Source organism: uncultured Aquimarina sp. (assembly GCF_947496855.1).
In the GTDB taxonomy this organism is placed as follows: Bacteria; Bacteroidota; Bacteroidia; order Flavobacteriales; family Flavobacteriaceae; genus Aquimarina.
The window spans coordinates 226365-245018 of sequence record NZ_CANMED010000003.1; the positions used below are offsets into that span (position 1 = coordinate 226365).

Genomic DNA, 18654 nt, shown 5'->3' on the forward strand with positions numbered 1-18654 from the left:
ATGAGTAAAATCAAATTGTTAAGAAATATATTAAGTTTAATTTCCAACGATTATGTTATTTTTACGGGTATATTCTTTGCCGCTAGTTTTATCGGAATATTAAACCACGAATTATGGCTGGATGAAGCGCATCACTGGTTGTTAGCAAGAGACAGCATATCTATCTCTAATTTAATAACTAACACCAGATATGAGGGACATCCAATTTTATGGAATATTATACTCTTTTATATTAGTAGGATTTCCTTAGATCCATTTTGGATGCAATTTCTACATATCATCATTTCTTCAACAGTTGTATTCATTTTCTTTAAAAATGCTCCTTTTTCTCGTTTGTTCAAAATCATGTTCATTTTTGGGTATTTTATGTTTTTCGAGTATAACCTAGTAAGCAGAAACTATGCAATTGGAGTATTATTTTTATTCCTTGCTTGTAGTGTATATAAATCTCGTAAGGAACGATTTGTGCTTTTTGCTATACTTCTTGCAATTGCTAATAATACTCACGCTATTTTTATTGTAATTACCTCATGTTTAATTTTTGTTACTCTAATAGAATGTATTCAAGAAAAAGGAAGGTTCCTGAACTCAAAAATCAGTATTGGAATTACTATTTTTGTAATAGGTACTTTACTTTCAGTTTTACAGATAATTCCGCCTTCAGACACTTCTTTTTTCGAAAGAGCAGAAAATTTTTCATTACTACAAAGAATTTCTAAAAGTTTCATTACCTTTTTTAAAGGTGTATTCGTAATCTCAGATTTTCGAACTATTCATTTTTGGAACTCACATTTAATCGTAAACTTAAACAAATCTTTTGCCGCTGTTCTCGGAATATTAAGTTTATCTATTCCTTGCTTTTTATTTTTTAAAAACAAGTTCATTCTTTTATATGTTTATTTAGGAATTTTAGGTACTGGGGGATTCTTTTTTGTTACACAATTATCTGCTCCTAGATATTTTGGAATGAATTTCCTTATTATAATTACAGCCTTATGGATGGAACATTATCATTCTTTTAAAAAAAACCTTTTAAATTCTTCATTCTCTCGACCAACTCTTCAAAGGATAAAAAAAGGACTTCTTTATAGTATTTTGGGAATACAAATGATTTCGGGAGTAACCGCCTACAGTTTTGATTTCTTTCTCCCATTCTCTGGCTCAAAACAAACTATTACGTATTTAAAAAAATCGAACCTTATCGGAAAGGTCATTATAACTAAGTGGTGTGGAGGCACTCCATTAAGTAGCTATTTAGAGAAACCAGTGTTTTTTACAAACGCTAACAATTTTCAGAGCTATTGTATTTGGAATAGACAAAATTCTTTAATTTCAAATTCGGAAATAAAACTGATTAACACTATAGAAAACACAGTAAAAAACGAAGAGCAAAGTGTCATTTTTATATCTCTAGAACCCTTAAACCTAGAGAATGTTAAAAATATTAATGATTCTATGGAGTATCAATTCCTTAAAAGTTTCAATAAAAACATAGTATCAAAAGAAAGTTATTATATCTATGAAATATCAAAAAAATAAATATTTTATTTCTATTATTTTAATAGCAACAATATTATTGTCTTCATTTTTATCCTTTTCAGTTTTAAAAAAAGATAACGAAATTAATTTAAAATGGAATAAATCTTACCCAACAGATACTCTTACCAAAAATATCATAGCTTTAAAATGGTGCTTGTCCTTTTTAGGATCTGATTTAGCTTCGGATACAACGACGACTGGACTCATAATTAAAAATAATAACACCATTGCATTAAACATACATCAACTTAGGTTTGATAAAAATGCTTTAAAGTATCTCAAAAAACTCAATGCTAAACTAAAAAAAACCGAAGAGTATCAAAAAAACAATGCCATAGATATTGGCAGATATATTACATTAACTATTGGTAGTTCCAATCATTACTACAAAATCGTTGATATCCCTAAAAAATTAGAAGATTATAATTCTTTATATACTTTTGATACTATTAATGGATATATTGATAATTCTAGCATATCCCTCGTAGATAGAATTATTTCTTTTTCAAAAAATAATACTCCAAAAAAACAGGTCTATATATCAACAGAAGTCGATTCCATTTCCAAGAAAATACACGAATATGAAACTGTAGAAGTTATGGATAATGGTCAATTGAAGTTTGGCATTTATGATCAAAACGGAAATCTAAAAGATGCCGCTAACAAGGAAGTTACTAATGCGGGAAAACCTGCAAAATGTATATGGTGTCACGAAACAGGAATTCAACCAATGTTTAGAAAACAGAATGATCATAAAAAGTATCTCTCTTACCAAAAACTACAGGATACTTTGGATTATTATAATAAACAATTAAGATCTTATCAAGATAAGCACTGGAAAGACAAACAAATTAGGAATAAAAGACTACATACAGAAATGGAAATATCCTACATAGCATTTATGGAACCTTCTGCTGAACATTTAGCTAATGAATGGGGCTTTTCTTTACAAGAAGTTCAAAAAAAATTAAAACACCTAGATACACATCGTCATCATGAATTTGATTTTCTTGGAGACTTATACTATCGAAAAGATGTTGATAACCTAGCTCCATGGAAGGTTATGAATGTACCCGAAAGTGTTAGAGAAAAATCTAATAATGAAGTTAACTACTTAAAATGACATGCTAAATTCTAAAAAAACAGTAGTGATACTTCCTGCTTATAATGCAGAACGAACACTTGAAAAAACTTACTTGGAAATCCCACATCATATTGTGGATGAAATTATCTTAACAGATGATTATAGTAGTGATAAAACCGTGTCCGTAGCAAAAAAAATAGGTATAAAACAAATTATTGAGCATGATGAAAATTTCGGATATGCAGTCTTAACCGTTTTTTTTAAATTCTTCCTAAATAAATTAGGTATACAATTTAATTTTTTTAAAGAGCTATGATATGGCCTAATGCTATTTCAATAAAACATTTAGGTTATTTATTTATAACCTTAATTGGTCTTGTTTTTATTTTTAATGCAGTCCATTTTGAACCCCATGATTTTGCAAATTATTATTTTGGAGCTACATTTTTAAAAGAAGGTAATTTCTCTAGCTTATTATATTTCCCTCATAAATTCAATCAAGAAATCGCAACATTAGGATATAAAAATATTTTTTGCAGCTATGCTCCTAACCCTCCTTTTTTAGCTACATTTTTCATGCCATTTACGTTTGTATCTCTAAAAATTGCGAAAATCATATTTAACCTCATTAGCCTATTATTATTTCTGTACAGCTTACAAAAGCTATTTAAAATATATGCCATAAAACATATATTTCTATTTTTAATTCCGATTGTTTTTTTGATTCCTTTTCGAAACAACTTTCTCTTTGGTCAAATCTATCTATTATTGTTTTTTCTTTTATCTGAAGGTTTTTTAGCATTTAAGAGAAAATCATATATAAAAATGGGGGTCTTCTGGGGAATAGCGATAATGCTAAAAATATTCCCTATAATACTTTTGTTTTTTTTATTATTTAAAAAACAATATAGAGCTCTGATATATTTATTTTCTACTTGTATTTTCTTACTTAGCATTTCACTGATAATAAACGGTTCAGAAGTATGGGAATTTTATTTAAAATCTGTACTAATAAAATCCAGTAATGGAGAAATTTCAAGAGATGTAGTATTGGGATATCAATCCATATTTATGTTTCTTAAGAAATTATTTTTATCTAATACAACTATATTTTCTATATCATTATTATTGTCTAAATTAATTCTTATAGTAATTAGCTATTTTTTTACAAAAAATGAAACTTCAGAATTAAATACATTTTCTTTTTGGATATTCTTGAGTATTTTATTATCACCATATGGCAGCACATACACTTCAATCTTGTTAATCTTTCTATTTATATACTATGTAAAAGAAATAAATCCTAACTTTAAGTTGTTGTTCGTGATATTTTTATTTTTTTTAATATCGAATACACCGATACATTATTTCTTGGAATTACCGATTCCTTTTTCTTTTCCTAGATTGTTTTTATTATTGATACTTTTTATTTTTTTAGTTTCAAAAAACTTTAATTACATACATCGGAAATCTTCAATTGTTTTTATTAGTTTTTTTCTTCTAATTGCTTTACTTACATCAAAAAACGACATTCAAAATGGTCAAGTACTGGTTCAAGACCAGCCTATTTTAGTATATGATTACGTAATAGAAAAAAGTATTTTAAATTACATTTATTGGAATAAAAATGGAAAACAAATGGAATCCACCGGACTAGCTATAAAAAATATCGATACAAGTTCTACTACTATGCATAATAATCAAATATATTATAAGGGAAAGCAAATAACATTTAATGATGATAATAAGTTAAAACCATCAGTAGTCAATCAAGAAATTTTAATCTATTTATCAGATTTAAATCAAGGTATTGGTTTTTATCAATTAAGAAGTATTCCTCTTACCTTAGACTAATTCTATGGCTTTAAAGAATCGTAAAATATTTTCAAGACTAAAAACTATATCTCTCTATAGTTTAAGTCAAATTCTTGGGGTATTTTCTATTCTTTTACTTTCTTTTATTATTATCAAATACTGCAGTACAGAATTATGGGGTAAGTATACAGAAATATTGATCTGGAGTAATCTCTTTCTGCTATTTCTAGGTTTTGGTAGTCAGGATTTTCTTTTAAAATCTTTTAGTAATTCTCCATCTACTATAAATCAAGATTGGTGGAACAACAGTATTGCGAGGAGTATATTACTTATTCCTAGTTATTTTATCATTTATTTTATTCCTATATTTAAAGAGTTAGAAGTATTAATTTTCGCTTTAATAACATTACAATTTGCTACTCATTCCTTTAAAGTTTTAATTTTATATCAAAGAGATTTTAAATTTAATATTGGAGTAGAAATAATTTATAATCTAATACTCGCATCTTCTTGTTTAATTCTTATTGACACGATAGACTTAAAAAAATTAATCCTCATAATTATTCTAGGGCAAGGTGTAAGATTAATGTGTTATATTATTTTTTATCAGAGTGTATTTAGAAAAATTAAATTTCAAATTCAGTTTGATAATGTTAAACAATCTATGCCTTTTTTTATACCTCTTGCAGTTGGAACCATACGTGTAAAAGTTGATGCCTATTATGGCACTTATTTTTTTAACCTAAACACTTTAAGTAAATATCAGGTATTTCTAAGTTTTTTGACCCTTGCACAAATGGCAAGTTCCTTTGCGCTAAATCCTTTTTTAAAAAACTTGTATCGTTCTAAAAATACGTTGATTCGTAAATTACAAGGAAAGTTATTCTGGTATGGATGGGGTTTTGCCTTAGTAATGATAGTAATAATGTACACTTCTATCACACTACTATATGAATTACATTTTACTAAAATGCAATATATTTTGGCTTTTATAATTATGATACCACTGTTTTTGCATGTTTTACTGGTAAATGAATATTATAAAAAAAACAAGCAAAACGAAATTGCTATAATTGCATCAATATTAGTATTGTTCCAAATTATTTTAGGATACTATCTAATCAAATTCTGGGATATGGATGGAGCACTTATTCTAAAAGTCATAGGACAATGGAGCATTGTGATCATTCTTTGGTTATGGATTAGAAGAAAGTCTATAAAAACAGTATAAGGAATATTTTGATTTATTATTACACCTATTATTTAACAAGAGAGGTGTTTCTCAAATACTTTAATAAAGATTGTGCTACAATTAGATTACCTTCAGCAGTCCAATGCTGCTCTTTAGGATTATACAGCTTCTTCCCTTTACGCGTTTCTAATTGTAATATTGGCAATAAGTCAAACATCTGTAAATTGTTTTCTTTGGCAAAACTCATTAATAGATCATTTGGTAATGACCGTATATATTCTTCTTTATTTTCTGAAATACTGGCTACTGTTGATTTCCATAATTCATCTTCAACTTGTACAATAGAAGGTGCTATAACGAATAGTAATGGAGTTTCTGTTTCCCTTATATAATTAGATATTTTAAGTAGAATTCTTTCCATTCTTAAATACATTAACTTAGTATTTTCAGAAAATTCCGATTTACAAAGGTATAACTCGGGAGGCGTAAAAAAAGATGGCTTAATACGTTTATTTTTAGAAAATTTAGCACGAATAACATTTATTCTCGTTTTAACAAAATGATACAAGTGTAATTTATGATATATTTTCCCAGAGGTTTCTGAAACTACTTCTTTTATGGGAGAGACTTCTTCTATAACAAGGTCCTGATTATTCTCATTCCAAGAAGCAGATGGTCGATTATAATTTAACTGAGTATTACCCCAATTATTATCTGTAAAATTATCTGTAAAATCATTACGAACATAAATCATTAGTATCACAAGATCTGGTTTTATCTTCGGCCCCCACTCCTTTGCTACTAAATACTCTTGGAGTTGTCCATAACCATTAACACCAAAGTTTAACACAGCTGTGTTATTAACATTTTTCTCAAGAACTTCTGTAAAAACTTCCTCATCTTTAACAGATATATTACTCACAAAAGAATCTCCCAGCACTAAGATTTTGTTTATGGTATCATTTGCATTAGGAATAGCCGAATCACGAAAACCAATATTATTTGTTTTCATATAATGATGAGCCTCATCTGGGTAAATAATTGTTCCTTTCTTATTAGGGATAAACCTCCAACCTAAACTACTATCATATTCAAACATTTTGTCATGTTCCATAATTTGAGGGTAAAAAATTCGTACACAAATCTCTATGATAAAAAGAGTGAAAACAGTTGACCCAAGTGACAGGATTATTTTTTTCATATTATAATCAATATATAGAATACTAAGTATATTTTTCTATAAAATTATATTTGCGCATTTAGTCTTGTTATTTGAAAACACACTTTAATATTTTATCAACAGATTTCTCAATACTAAGGTTAGATGTATCAATTTTTATATCTGCAGAAATTGGAACTTCATATGGAGCATTAATACCTGTAAAATCAGTTATCTCTCCTGATCTTGCCTTTTTATATAAGTTTTTGACATCTCTAGATTCACAAACATCTAAGGGAGTACTAAGATATACCTCTATGAAATTAGCCTTACCTATCTTATTCTTAGCTTTTTGTCTATCTTTTTCATAAGGAGAAATAAACGCCGTAATAACAATAATTCCTGCATCCAAAAAAAGTGATGCGATCTCAATAACTCTTCTTATGTTTTCTGAACGATCCTGTGGTGAAAATGATAGGTCTCGATTAATTCCGCATCTAATATTATCCCCATCTAAGACATACGAACTAAAACCTTGTTCTGACAATTTTTTATGCAAAGCATTTGCAAGGGTAGTTTTACCTGCACCTGATAACCCTGTAAACCAAACTAATCTAGGAGTTTGCTTGTTCTTATTCATAGATTTTTTCGAATTTCTAATTTTAATGCTTTTACAATTCTCAAATATTTTTTTTTTAAAATCCGAGATTGCCTAGAACTAAGGTAATATTAAATCTTATTTGTATCTTATTTCCCAATAAAAAAATCACATATTAATGTCCAAAAAAAACATCGTAATTGTTGGATTTCCTAAAAGCGGAACAACTTGGGCCAGTAGATTAATAGCAGAATTAATAAAATGTCCACTAAACGGAGATTGGGGTTATGAAAACATTACTTCATTATATGAAGAAGGAGAAGAAAGAATATCGCAATATCAATGTTATAAATCTCACCACACCTATGATGAAATCAAAAAGGTATCACCTCTTAAAATTCATAAAATAATTTATGTCATAAGAGATCCAAGAGATATCGTTATTTCTGGAATACATTATTTTAACTTTACCATATCCTATTTCCCATTTATAAAACTACTTAGAATAAAAATGATTAATCATTTTCTAAAAAAAGTACTGAATAAATTAATGCCAAAAAAAACAAAGAAAAAATTAATGAACGAAGCTCTTTTACATGGAGGAAAAGATGTAAACTACTGGTTAAAAACTCCTTGGAAAGAACATTACAAAAAGTATTTTGGTAAAGAAATTTTATTTGTCAAATATGAAGACCTATTAGAGTCTCCTGAAATTGAATGCAATCAAATATTGGATTATTTACAAATAGAATCAACTAGTGAACACATTAAAGAGAGTATAAATAAACAATCCTTTCAAAAACGAAAACAAGAAGTTTCGAACAAAAATAATTCCTCTCTGAAAAAATTAATTAGAAATGGATCTCAAGGGTATTGGAAAAAAGAATTTACGGATAGGGAAATAGCGCTATTCAAAAAAGAATTAAAAGATTGTAATCCCTTCTATCAACTATAGGAACTTTACCGAGTTAAAAAAACTAATACAATTATTAAGTTCTTATAGATTCATTCAGGAAAAATAAGGAAATTGCAAATTGGAGCTATTAACCTAAAACAAGCACTGAATTTTATAATATTACTTTTTAATAAGAAATGAAAGCAAATTAAAAGCTTATCAATATGAAAAACAAACTCATTATCTTCAACCCAAGAAGTGCAAATGCTAAACATAGAATTCCTAATTCTATTCTTCAGGTTGGTGCTTCAATATATGGGAAATATGATTTTGTCTTTATTGATGGAAATCTAGAAAGTGATCCGTGGGAAAAAATCAAAAGCTATTTTGATACTGGAGAATTTAAATACTTTTGTTCTACAGTCATGCCGGGACCTCAGTTAAAACAGGCGATTCCTTTTACTAGAAAGATAAAAGAACAATTTCCAAAATGTACTACTATTTGGGGCGGTTATTTTGCTTCCAACCAATTTAAAGCATGTATTGAATCTGACTTTGTAGATTACATCGTTAATGGTCCTGGAGATGTCGCTTTTCCTGCGTTGTTGGATGCTTTAGAACATAATGATTCTTCAGAAATTAAAAGTATCAAAAATTTAATTTATCAGAATAATGAGGGAAACATAATTCAGACACCAAAAGAAAAGTTATTAGATCAGGACACTTTACCAGCACTACCTTATCAACATTTAAACAAATTTTATAATTTGGAACATTATCTCAGTAGAACATTTTTGGGAGAAAAGACATTCTCATACCATTCTAGTTTAGGTTGTCCCTTTACCTGTTCTTTTTGTGCTGTAGTTCCTATTTATGAAGGGCGTTGGAAGGCTAAATCTGCTCAAACTGTTTATGATGATGTTAAGTATTTTAAAGACACCTATGGTATTGATGCTATTGAATTTCACGACAATAACTTTTTTACATCCAGAAAAAGAGTTGTGGAGTTTTCTAATTTAGTTATGAATGATGGTATTACTTGGTGGGGAGAAGGGCGAATAGATACTATCAATAAATATAGTGATGAAGATCTTGTTACTATGAAACAAGCTGGATGCAAAATGATATTTCTAGGTGCTGAAACAGGTAATGATGACATACTCAAACAAATGAACAAAGGAGGTACACAAACTGGGCAAACCATTAAAGATTTTGCTAAACGATTAGCTCCGATTGGTATTATTCCAGAATTTTCTTTTGTATTAGGAATGCCCGCAGATTCTCCGGAAAAAGTAATGAATCAGATTAATTGGGATATACAATTTATAAGAGAGATTAAAGAATTAAATCCTAATTCCGAAATTATTATCTATCTCTATAGCCCTGTAGCCACAGAAGGTTCAGAATTGTACGAACAAATCCAGAAAGCAGGTTTTAGCTTTCCTAAAAAGTTAGAAGATTGGCTCAATCCCGAATGGGAAAAATTTGATCTTCGCAAAAACCCATTGACACCTTGGTTAACTCCAGAGATGGTAGATAAAATCAAAAATTTTGAAACTGTTTTAAACGGATACTACCCAACTGCATCTGATTTTAGGATTAAAGGAATGAAGAAAAAAATATTGCGTACAATTGCTGGAGTACGTTATCAAAATCAGATCTACAAATATCCATATGAAATAAAAGCATTACATAAAATCTGGAAATATCGACAACCAGAAATACAAGGTTTTTATTCTGAATAATGAGACAATTTTTAAAAAAAATAACCCATCCATTCCTAAAATTAGGTTTACAAATATTTTATCTAAAACCAAGAAAATATACGTATGAAGGTATCGAAGTGATTGTACATCCTGATGTGTTCCCTCCACATCTTACATTAAGCACTAAAATATTCCTGATTTTTTTAAAAACAAAGCAGTTAGACAAAAAAACTGTATTAGAGCTTGGTTGTGGATCAGGAATCCTTTCACTATATGCATCAAAAAAAGGAGCTATAACAACATCTTCAGATATCAATCCTATTGCTCTGAAATACTTAAAAAAGGCTTCTGACAAAAATCAATTAACGCTAGAGATTGTACAATCTGACCTGTTTGATGATTTAAAAAACAGAACTTTTGATTACATACTTATCAATCCTCCATACTACCCTAAAGCACCAAAAAACATAAAAGAAAAAGCATGGTTTTGTGGAAGTGACTTCGAATATTTCAAAAAGTTATTTATACAGCTTTCGGATCATATCAATCCAAGTTCAATAGTCTATATGATTCTATCCGAAGATTGTGAGATAGAACACTTAAAAAGTCTGGCACACGTATCAAGTTTAGTTTTTGATAAAGTTCTAGAAAAAAAAGTCGCTGGTGAAAAAAATTATATTTTTAGTATTAAAAGGGAAACACATTTAAGAGATAATAAAAAAGTAAATTCTTAAAACAGATACTACGTTCTAAAACAAAGAATAAATAAAAGGAGCTACCGCAGAATTCTCTCCCAGTAATACCAAAGCAGCTAAAAGAACAGTAACCAAAATAATAGGGATTAACCAATACTTTTTTTGTTGTTTTAAAAAGCGTAATAACTCCAGGAATATTGAAAATTTTGAACTCATAACTCTTTATTTAATACAACTTTTTATAATCAACTTGATCATTTTCTCTTGTAATCCAACGCGGATGGTTTGTTTGTTTTTTACGATGTACAACTCTCAATATAAAAGTAATAGGAAAGAATAAAAAATAAAAGATAAACCCTAATATTATTGTAGACGTAATTTCTCCTAATAGTAACCCAAATAATAGCCAAATTAATAATATTGGTTTCAAAATCACCAGGTTTTTATATAAAATTCCAAAAGCTAATGCAATAATTCCTGCACCTGTTAATGTAACATTTAGAGTCCAATGCTTCGTATAAAACTGATATCCAATAATGCTTATAGCTACAATAATCAAAATGATTAAAAATTGTATCTGAATCTTATGCAATGAACTATTATGTATTGCTTTGGACAATGACTGTTTAATCCAATTCATAGCTAACATCTTTTAGAATATTCATATCAAAATTAGTATTATCTCCTTTGGTTACTATACAATTACCAATGACTAAGACATCCATATCTGTATTAAAAAAACATCGTACAGCATCTTCTATTGTTGCTACTATAGGCTCACCTCTTACATTAAATGAAGTATTTATGAGAACAGGTAAACCAGATAATTGTTCAAACTGATCTAACAGTTCATAGGTTCTTTGATTATCTTCTTCACTCACCGTTTGTACTCTTGCTGTATTATCAAGGTGTGTACACGAAGGTATTTCTTTAGATTTCTTTACATCAAATGTGAATAACATATACTTTGACGTTCCTTTAATTTCAAACCATTGATCTGCCTTTTCTTCTATTACTATAGGTGCAAAAGGTCGGAATCCCTCTCTTTTTTTAATCTTAAGATTTAGATGAGATTGCATATCCTGATATTTCGGACTTGCTAATATCGATCTAGCACCCAATGCACGAGGACCAAATTCCATTTTACCCTGAAACCATCCAATGATATTTTTATTATTTAGATATTCAGCCGTTTTTTTAATTACAGATTGTAAAGGCAACCGATTATATTGAACTGTTAATTCTTGTAATTCATCTTCAACCTCATCGTCTGTAAAGGAGTTACCCAAATACGCATTATATATAGGAGAGTCTTTTATAACATTGCGTTTATTTCCCTTATAATGATAATTCCCTATCAGCGCAGCTCCCAAAGCTCCGCCACAATCTCCTGATGCAGGCTGTATCCATATATTTTTAAACACTTTTTGTTTTAATAATTCCTGATTAGCTTTACAATTTAGTGCTACTCCACCTGCCATACATAAATTTTCGGATCCCGTTATTTTTTTAGCAGTTTTAGCCAATTGTATAACTATTTCCTCTAAAACTTCTTGAGCAGAACGCGCCACATCCTTATAAAACTGCGACATATTGCTTTCTGATTTTCGAGCAGGATTCCCTAATACTTTATCAAAAGCATTAGTAGTCATTTTTAATCCTGCTTCGTAATTAAAATATTTCATATTCAACGTTAGTACTCCTTCTTCGTCAATTGCTATAAAATATTTATAAATAATATCCTTATATATTGGTTTTCCGTAAGGGGCCAATCCCATTAATTTATATTCACCTGAATTTACCTTAAAACCGCAGTAATATGTAAAAGCAGAGTAAAACAATCCTAGCGAATGTGGAAAATGTTGTTCTGCGATACTATCAATTTTATTATCAACTCCTTTAGCTATTGTTATAGTGGCCCGTTCTCCTACACCATCAATCGTTAATATTGCGGACTCTTTGTACGGTGAAACAAAAAAGGCGGAAGCTGCGTGAGCTTCATGATGCTCAGTGTATATAATTTCACCTTTATAATTTAGTTTTTTCTGAATAATATTAGGAATCCATAATTTCTCCGAAGTCCAGCTTTTAATTGCTTTCTTAAAAGATCGAAAACCAAAAGGTGTTTTACGAGCATACGTATCAATAATACGATCAAATTTCATAAAAGGTTTTTCATAAAAAGCAATCAGTTGTATATCATCAATAGTAATTTTCTGAGAAGAAAGGCAATAATCGATGGCAAGCTCAGGGAAACCTGCATCATGTTTTTTTCTACTCAATCGCTCTTCTTGAATAGCCGCCACGATCTGACCATTTTTAAGTAAACAAGCCGCTGAATCATGATAAAAAGCTGAAATCCCTAAAATATATGTACTCACTAAATGTCTTTTAGTTAAAAATACAAAACCAAAATATTATATCTGTTTTTAACACAGCGATTTTAAAACATCTTACATATATAAAATCTACTTTTTATTAAAATCTTTCTCAGTTATGGATTCTCCATTAATTGTGGTTGTATCCCAATCTTGTGTTATTTTCCATATACCATTGATCTTTTTTAATACAATATGGAATTGACCATAGATATATTGAGTTTTATCGTCTGTAGTTATACCAATTTTATAAAAACCAACTTCGTACGAAGTATCTTCATTAGTATGTCTGCTATCGAACCAAAAATCTAGCTTTATTTTTGTATTACTTTCTTTAGAAGCTTTTAGGCGTTCTATGTTCTTATCTTTAAACGCATTCTTAGTATCAATCCCTTCTGGTGTAACCCGTAATACCTCATCTGCATATATCGCATTTAATGATACTGCATCCATTGCTTCATATGCTTTCTGAAACGGTTCCCAAACCGTTTGATCAATGAGTTTTTGAATTTCCAAACTATTCACCTGTCCAATCATAATACAGGTGAAAAACATAAAAACAGAAATAAAAAATCTAGTCATAAATACGTTATTGATAAAGTATAAATTTAAAACTTTCTTTAGTTTTAAGACATAGTTATTAACAAAAAAAATCCCGCCATAAAGCGGGATTTATATTAATATTACTTAAATAATTACTTACTTAAATACATCTTACGTCTCGAATACAGATCATAAAACTGATCGTCCTTAAGATCCTCAATAAATAAGATACTTTCTCCTGTACTCTTCATCTCTGGTCCTAATTTCTTATTTACGTTCGGAAATTTATTAAAAGAAAATACAGGTTGTTTGATAGCATACCCATCTAAGTGTGGTTTGAAATCAAAGTCTGTAACCTTTTTCTCTCCTAACATTACCTTAGTAGCATAATTTACATAAGGTTCTCCGTATGCTTTTGCAATAAAAGGAACGGTTCTAGATGCTCTAGGGTTTGCCTCTATAATATACACAATATCATCTTTGATAGCAAATTGAATATTAATTAACCCAACAGTATTAAGAGCTAACGCAATTTTATGTGTATGATCTTTAATTTGCTGCATTACAAATTCTCCTAAATTGAATGGCGGTAAGGTAGCATTAGAATCTCCAGAGTGAATTCCGCAAGGTTCTATATGTTCCATAATACCGATGATGTATACATTCTCTCCGTCACAAATTGCATCTGCTTCGGCTTCAATAGCACCATCCAGATAATGATCCAGTAACAATTTATTATTTGGTATTTTTCGAAGTAAATCAACAACGTGCTCTTCTAACTCTTCTTTATTGATGACAATTTTCATTCCTTGTCCTCCTAATACATATGATGGACGCACTAAAAGCGGGAAATCTAAACGATCAGCAACTTCTAATGCTTCATCGGCTGTTTCTGCTATATCAAACTCAGGATAAGGAATATTGTTTTCTTTTAACAATGTAGAAAAACTACCTCTATCCTCTGCAAGGTCTAATGACTGATATGTTGTACCAATGATTTTAATTCCATAACGATCTAGTTTCTCAGCAAGCTTTAGCGCTGTCTGTCCTCCTAACTGAACAATTACACCTTCTGGTTTTTCATGTCTAATGATATCATAAATATGTTCCCAGAAAACTGGTTCGAAATATAATTTATCAGCTGTATCAAAATCTGTAGAAACTGTTTCTGGATTACAATTGATCATAATCGTTTCGTATCCACACTCAGCAGCAGCTAATACTCCGTGAACGCAGCAGTAGTCAAATTCAATTCCTTGACCAATACGATTAGGTCCTGATCCTAAAACAACAATTTTCTTTTTATCTGTTACAATACTTTCATTAGAAACAAGAACTTCCCCTTCAGGAGTTTCTATTTCAGCTTCAAAAGTAGAATAAAAATATGGCGTTTTTGCCTTAAACTCTGCAGCACACGTATCTACTAGCTTATAAACTCTGTTTACTCCTAATTCATCCCTTTTGTTATAAACTTCGCTTTCATAGCAACCCAGCATATGTGCAATCTGTCTATCTGCAAAACCTTTTTGTTTCGCTTCAAGAATTAGATCTTTGGTCAATGACTGAATCGTATATGTAGAAATTTCTTTTTCTAATAAATGTAATTCTTCATATTGCTTTAAGAACCACATATCTATTTTAGTAATCTCGTGGATTCTACTTAACGGAATCCCCATTTGGATCGCATCATAAATCACAAAAACTCTATCCCAACTAGCATACGTAAGCTTACTTATAATCTGATCATAATCCTTATAACCTTTTCCGTCTGCCCCAAGCCCGTTTCTCTTTATTTCTAAAGATTGTGTTGCTTTATGCAAAGCTTCTTGAAAAGATCGACCAATCCCCATTACCTCTCCTACTGACTTCATCTGAAGCCCTAATCTTCGGTCAGAACCTTCAAACTTATCAAAATTCCAACGAGGGATTTTCACAATTACATAATCTAAGGTCGGCTCAAATAAAGCTGATGTTGATTTCGTAATTTGATTATCTAATTCATCTAATGTGTAACCAATAGCTAGTTTTGCTGCAATTTTTGCAATAGGATATCCTGTTGCCTTGGATGCTAATGCCGAAGAACGCGATACACGAGGATTAATTTCTATAGCAATAATATCTTCATTTTCATCTGGGCTAACGGCAAACTGTACATTACATCCTCCTGCAAAATCACCAATACTACGCATCATATGGATAGCCATATCACGCATACGTTGATATGTTTTATCACTAAGTGTCATTGCCGGAGCAACGGTTATAGAATCTCCTGTATGAATTCCCATAGGATCCATATTTTCGATTGCACAAATGATTACTACATTATCATTCGCATCTCTTAGTAGTTCTAATTCATATTCTTTCCATCCAATTAATGCTTTATCAATCATTACCTCGTGGATAGGGGAAACCTCTAATCCTCGAGTCAATAATTCATCAAATTCTTCTTCTTTATAAACAAAAGATGCTCCAGCACCTCCTAGTGTATATGATGCTCTAATTACTAATGGGAAACCAAACTCTTGAGCAATCTCTTTTCCTTTTAGATAAGATCCTGCCGTAGCTTGTGGCGCCATTCCGATCCCAATCTTAAGCATTAGTTCTCTAAACTGCTCACGATCTTCTGTTATATTAATGGCATCGATATCAACACCTATAATCTCTACATCAAAATCTTTCCAAATTCCTTTCTCATCTGCTTCAATACAAAGATTTAAGGCAGTTTGTCCTCCCATCGTTGGCAATACCGCATCAATCTGTGGATGTTCCTTAAGGATTTCAATAATAGATTTGGTATTTAATGGCTTTAAATAAATATGATCCGCCATTGAAGGATCCGTCATAATCGTTGCTGGATTAGAATTGATTAGTATCGTTTCTATTCCATCTTCTCGTAAAGAACGTAAAGCTTGTGAACCTGAATAGTCAAACTCACATGCCTGACCTATAATAATTGGTCCTGATCCGATGATCAATATACTTTTGAGTTTTTCGTTTTTTGGCATTTTGGTGTTGGTATTGAAGTATTAAAAATATTTTAGGAATCGACTAGATATAAAAAAAGGCGTTACTCCTAAAAGTAACACCTTAATATTTTCATTACACTAAAATCATTAGTGCTTATGTCTTAATTCTGAGGAAACAGATAGCTTTTTTCTACCTTTAGCTCTTCTACGAGCAAGTACCTTTCTACCATTAGCAGAAGCCATACGCTCTCTAAAGCCGTGTTTATTTTTTCTCTTTCTCTTCGATGGTTGAAACGTTCTTTTCATTGCTATCTATCTTTATAAATCTTCTTGAAATATCTTTTTTTAAACTAATGGGATGTAATCCCAAAACTGCGGGCAAATATACAAAGAGTTTTTACTTTCACAAACCTAAATATCAAAATATTTTTAATTGTTTTTACTACCTTTGCCGCGACAAAAAATATAACACATTTCATGTACAATAAAAATATTAAATTAGTAATCGCAGCATTAATTGTTGGAACGGCCATTTGGCAGATGATAGAAGGATATATTGGCAACGGGATAATGCTGATTTTACTGGCTTCAATTTTTGTCTTTTTATATTTTAAAAATGAATTAATTCTTCTTTCGTTCTTAAGATTGCGTAAACAAGATTTTGCTGGAGCCAAGAAATGGTTGGATAGAATTAAAAACCCGGAAACTGCTCTTACAACTAAGCAACACGGGTATTATAACTATTTACTGGGTATTATGCTATCTCAAACAAATATTACACAGGCAGAAAAATACCTAAAAAAAGCTATTAAATTAGGTTTATCTATGAATCAGGATCTTGCAGTGGCCAAGCTCAATCTTGCTGGGATCGCTATGACCAAACGAAGAAAAAGAGAGGCACAAAATCTCCTAACAGAAGCTAAGAAACTAGATAAACATGGAATGTTAAAGGAGCAGATCACCATGATGAAACAGCAAATGAAAAAGATTTAGGCACACTAATTGTACCTATAATTGCGTTATCTAATTAGTTAAAAGGGAAAATAAGTCTGGTACTAAACAAGCAAAAAAATGGTTTTACCCAGCTAAAACTGTTATTTTTAAAGACTTTATAGTACTTTAGCTACCGTAATAAAGTTGTAATGAAGAAAATATTAATTCTAGGAATACTCTTTTTATATTTTGGAAGTGCTTATGCACAGTTGGAAAGAGAGATTCCTTTTTCTGTTGCTGTTGCAGCCCATATTAAAAAATACAACCTAAAAAGTAATGAAGCGTACAAGGATCAAGATCTTGAGTATGCTAAATTTTTATTTGATTCACTTGTTCAGAATCATTTTGTAGGTACTTATATGGACGATTTTAAAATGAGTCCTATGAAAGGGGAATCTATTTCTTTTAAAGAAATAGAAAAACCTATTTTTCTCATTACATATGCCACTTGGTGTGTTCCAGGAATAGGAGAAATACCTGCTTTGAACGACTTATCTGATAAATTTCATGATCAAATAGACTTTATTGTCTTGTTTTGGGATACGAAAGAAAGACTGAAAGAAAAAGTTGGTGAATACAGTGATAACATCCAGTTACTATATGTAAATGAAAAGACGAATCAAAACTCTTACATCATTAATAATTTAAAACATTCTCTTGGTTTTCCTATGATGTATTTTATGGATAGTGATAAAAAATTATTAGACATTCGTAAAATTGAGACACATCACTCTAGCGAAACCCTCAGTAACTCATATACAATTCATTATAATTCTTTATCCAAAGGAGTTTCTCTATTGATTGCCGACCTAGATACCAAGGGCGCATTAACTGCTTCAGAAGAGGAAAAGAAAAAAGAAACTAAAGAAAAAGACTCACGCTCACAAGAAGAACGAGATATAGACGAAGAATACGAACGTTACCGAAGAGAGAAAGATTCTCTTGGTAACAACAATAGGAATTAAGATATATACTTCCTGCATTTGAAGAATCTGATTCTATTCTTAATACCTGGATTTATATTTAGTTATCAAATAGATTATAAAAAATACTAGTACGATTTAAAGGATCTCCAAGATGCTAAAATGTAC

At 30.2% G+C, this 18654-nt stretch carries 18 protein-coding genes; 10 read left to right on the forward strand and 8 right to left on the reverse strand.

Going from position 1 to position 18654, the window contains the following annotated elements:
• From Q0921_RS10490 to Q0921_RS10510, 5 genes are read left to right on the forward strand one after another with little or no spacing between them, the layout of a single operon-like run.
• Complete coding sequence (locus tag Q0921_RS10490; RefSeq protein WP_299256520.1) at window positions 1-1539, forward strand: hypothetical protein; 1539 nt, start codon at window positions 1-3, stop codon at window positions 1537-1539.
• Window positions 1520-2662, forward strand: coding sequence for a hypothetical protein (locus Q0921_RS10495; protein WP_299256522.1), 1143 nt, complete (start codon window positions 1520-1522; stop codon window positions 2660-2662). The genes Q0921_RS10490 and Q0921_RS10495 overlap by 20 nt, the downstream gene beginning before the upstream one ends.
• 1 nt (window position 2663) lies before the next feature.
• Window positions 2664-2939 (forward strand): glycosyltransferase, encoded by a 276-nt coding sequence (locus Q0921_RS10500; protein WP_299256525.1) that lies wholly within the window; start codon window positions 2664-2666, stop codon window positions 2937-2939.
• On the forward strand, window positions 2936-4477 hold the full coding sequence (locus Q0921_RS10505) for a glycosyltransferase family 87 protein (protein ID WP_299256527.1): 1542 nt from the start codon (window positions 2936-2938) through the stop codon (window positions 4475-4477). The genes Q0921_RS10500 and Q0921_RS10505 overlap by 4 nt, the downstream gene beginning before the upstream one ends.
• A gap of 4 nt (window positions 4478-4481) precedes the next feature.
• Window positions 4482-5669: a hypothetical protein gene (locus tag Q0921_RS10510; protein WP_299256529.1), complete on the forward strand. Its 1188-nt coding sequence runs from the start codon at window positions 4482-4484 to the stop codon at window positions 5667-5669.
• Window positions 5670-5697: 28 nt separating this feature from the next.
• Here the strand turns inward: Q0921_RS10510 and Q0921_RS10515 are convergent, their stop codons facing one another.
• Together Q0921_RS10515 and cysC are read right to left on the reverse strand one after the other, a co-directional pair.
• Complete coding sequence (locus Q0921_RS10515; protein ID WP_299256531.1) at window positions 5698-6744, reverse strand: SGNH/GDSL hydrolase family protein; 1047 nt, start codon at window positions 6742-6744, stop codon at window positions 5698-5700.
• A 154-nt stretch (window positions 6745-6898) separates the two neighbouring features.
• Complete coding sequence (gene cysC / locus Q0921_RS10520; protein WP_299256533.1) at window positions 6899-7429, reverse strand: adenylyl-sulfate kinase; 531 nt, start codon at window positions 7427-7429, stop codon at window positions 6899-6901.
• Window positions 7430-7565: 136 nt separating this feature from the next.
• Here cysC and Q0921_RS10525 point away from each other — a divergent pair, with 136 nt between their 5' ends.
• The 3 genes from Q0921_RS10525 to Q0921_RS10535 all read left to right on the forward strand — a co-directional run bounded on the left by Q0921_RS10525 (window position 7566) and on the right by Q0921_RS10535 (window position 10722).
• On the forward strand, window positions 7566-8342 hold the full coding sequence (locus tag Q0921_RS10525) for a sulfotransferase domain-containing protein (protein WP_299256535.1): 777 nt from the start codon (window positions 7566-7568) through the stop codon (window positions 8340-8342).
• A 164-nt stretch (window positions 8343-8506) separates the two neighbouring features.
• Window positions 8507-10027, forward strand: a complete 1521-nt coding sequence (locus Q0921_RS10530; RefSeq protein WP_299256537.1) for a radical SAM protein — start codon at window positions 8507-8509, stop codon at window positions 10025-10027.
• Window positions 10027-10722, forward strand: a complete 696-nt coding sequence (locus tag Q0921_RS10535) for a methyltransferase (RefSeq protein WP_299256539.1) — start codon at window positions 10027-10029, stop codon at window positions 10720-10722. Before Q0921_RS10530 ends, Q0921_RS10535 begins: the two co-directional genes overlap by 1 nt.
• 15 nt (window positions 10723-10737) lie before the next feature.
• On the opposite strand, the gene Q0921_RS10540 is transcribed toward Q0921_RS10535, so the two are convergent.
• From Q0921_RS10540 to rpmH, 6 genes are all read right to left on the reverse strand, one after another.
• Window positions 10738-10899 (reverse strand): DUF5989 family protein, encoded by a 162-nt coding sequence (locus tag Q0921_RS10540; RefSeq protein ID WP_299256541.1) that lies wholly within the window; start codon window positions 10897-10899, stop codon window positions 10738-10740.
• A gap of 10 nt (window positions 10900-10909) precedes the next feature.
• Window positions 10910-11323 (reverse strand): hypothetical protein, encoded by a 414-nt coding sequence (locus Q0921_RS10545; protein ID WP_299256543.1) that lies wholly within the window; start codon window positions 11321-11323, stop codon window positions 10910-10912.
• Window positions 11310-13064: a carbamoyltransferase gene (locus Q0921_RS10550; RefSeq protein ID WP_299256545.1), complete on the reverse strand. Its 1755-nt coding sequence runs from the start codon at window positions 13062-13064 to the stop codon at window positions 11310-11312. The genes Q0921_RS10545 and Q0921_RS10550 overlap by 14 nt, the downstream gene beginning before the upstream one ends.
• An 87-nt stretch (window positions 13065-13151) precedes the next feature.
• The gene (locus Q0921_RS10555) at window positions 13152-13643 is read right to left on the reverse strand and encodes a nuclear transport factor 2 family protein (protein ID WP_299256547.1); all 492 of its coding nucleotides are present in this window, start codon (window positions 13641-13643) and stop codon (window positions 13152-13154) included.
• Between the two features lie 113 nt (window positions 13644-13756).
• Window positions 13757-16609, reverse strand: coding sequence for a carbamoyl-phosphate synthase large subunit (carB, locus tag Q0921_RS10560; RefSeq protein ID WP_299256549.1), 2853 nt, complete (start codon window positions 16607-16609; stop codon window positions 13757-13759).
• Window positions 16610-16717: 108 nt separating this feature from the next.
• A complete protein-coding gene (rpmH, locus tag Q0921_RS10565; protein ID WP_081414554.1) occupies window positions 16718-16876 on the reverse strand; it encodes a 50S ribosomal protein L34 in 159 nt (52 codons plus the stop codon).
• Between the two features lie 171 nt (window positions 16877-17047).
• Between rpmH and Q0921_RS10570 the strand changes: the two genes are divergently transcribed.
• Together Q0921_RS10570 and Q0921_RS10575 are read left to right on the forward strand one after the other, a co-directional pair.
• A complete protein-coding gene (locus Q0921_RS10570) occupies window positions 17048-17563 on the forward strand; it encodes a DUF2892 domain-containing protein (protein ID WP_299256551.1) in 516 nt (171 codons plus the stop codon).
• A 149-nt stretch (window positions 17564-17712) separates the two neighbouring features.
• Window positions 17713-18528, forward strand: a complete 816-nt coding sequence (locus Q0921_RS10575; RefSeq protein ID WP_299256554.1) for a redoxin domain-containing protein — start codon at window positions 17713-17715, stop codon at window positions 18526-18528.
• The last annotated feature ends 126 nt before the right edge of the window (window positions 18529-18654 follow it).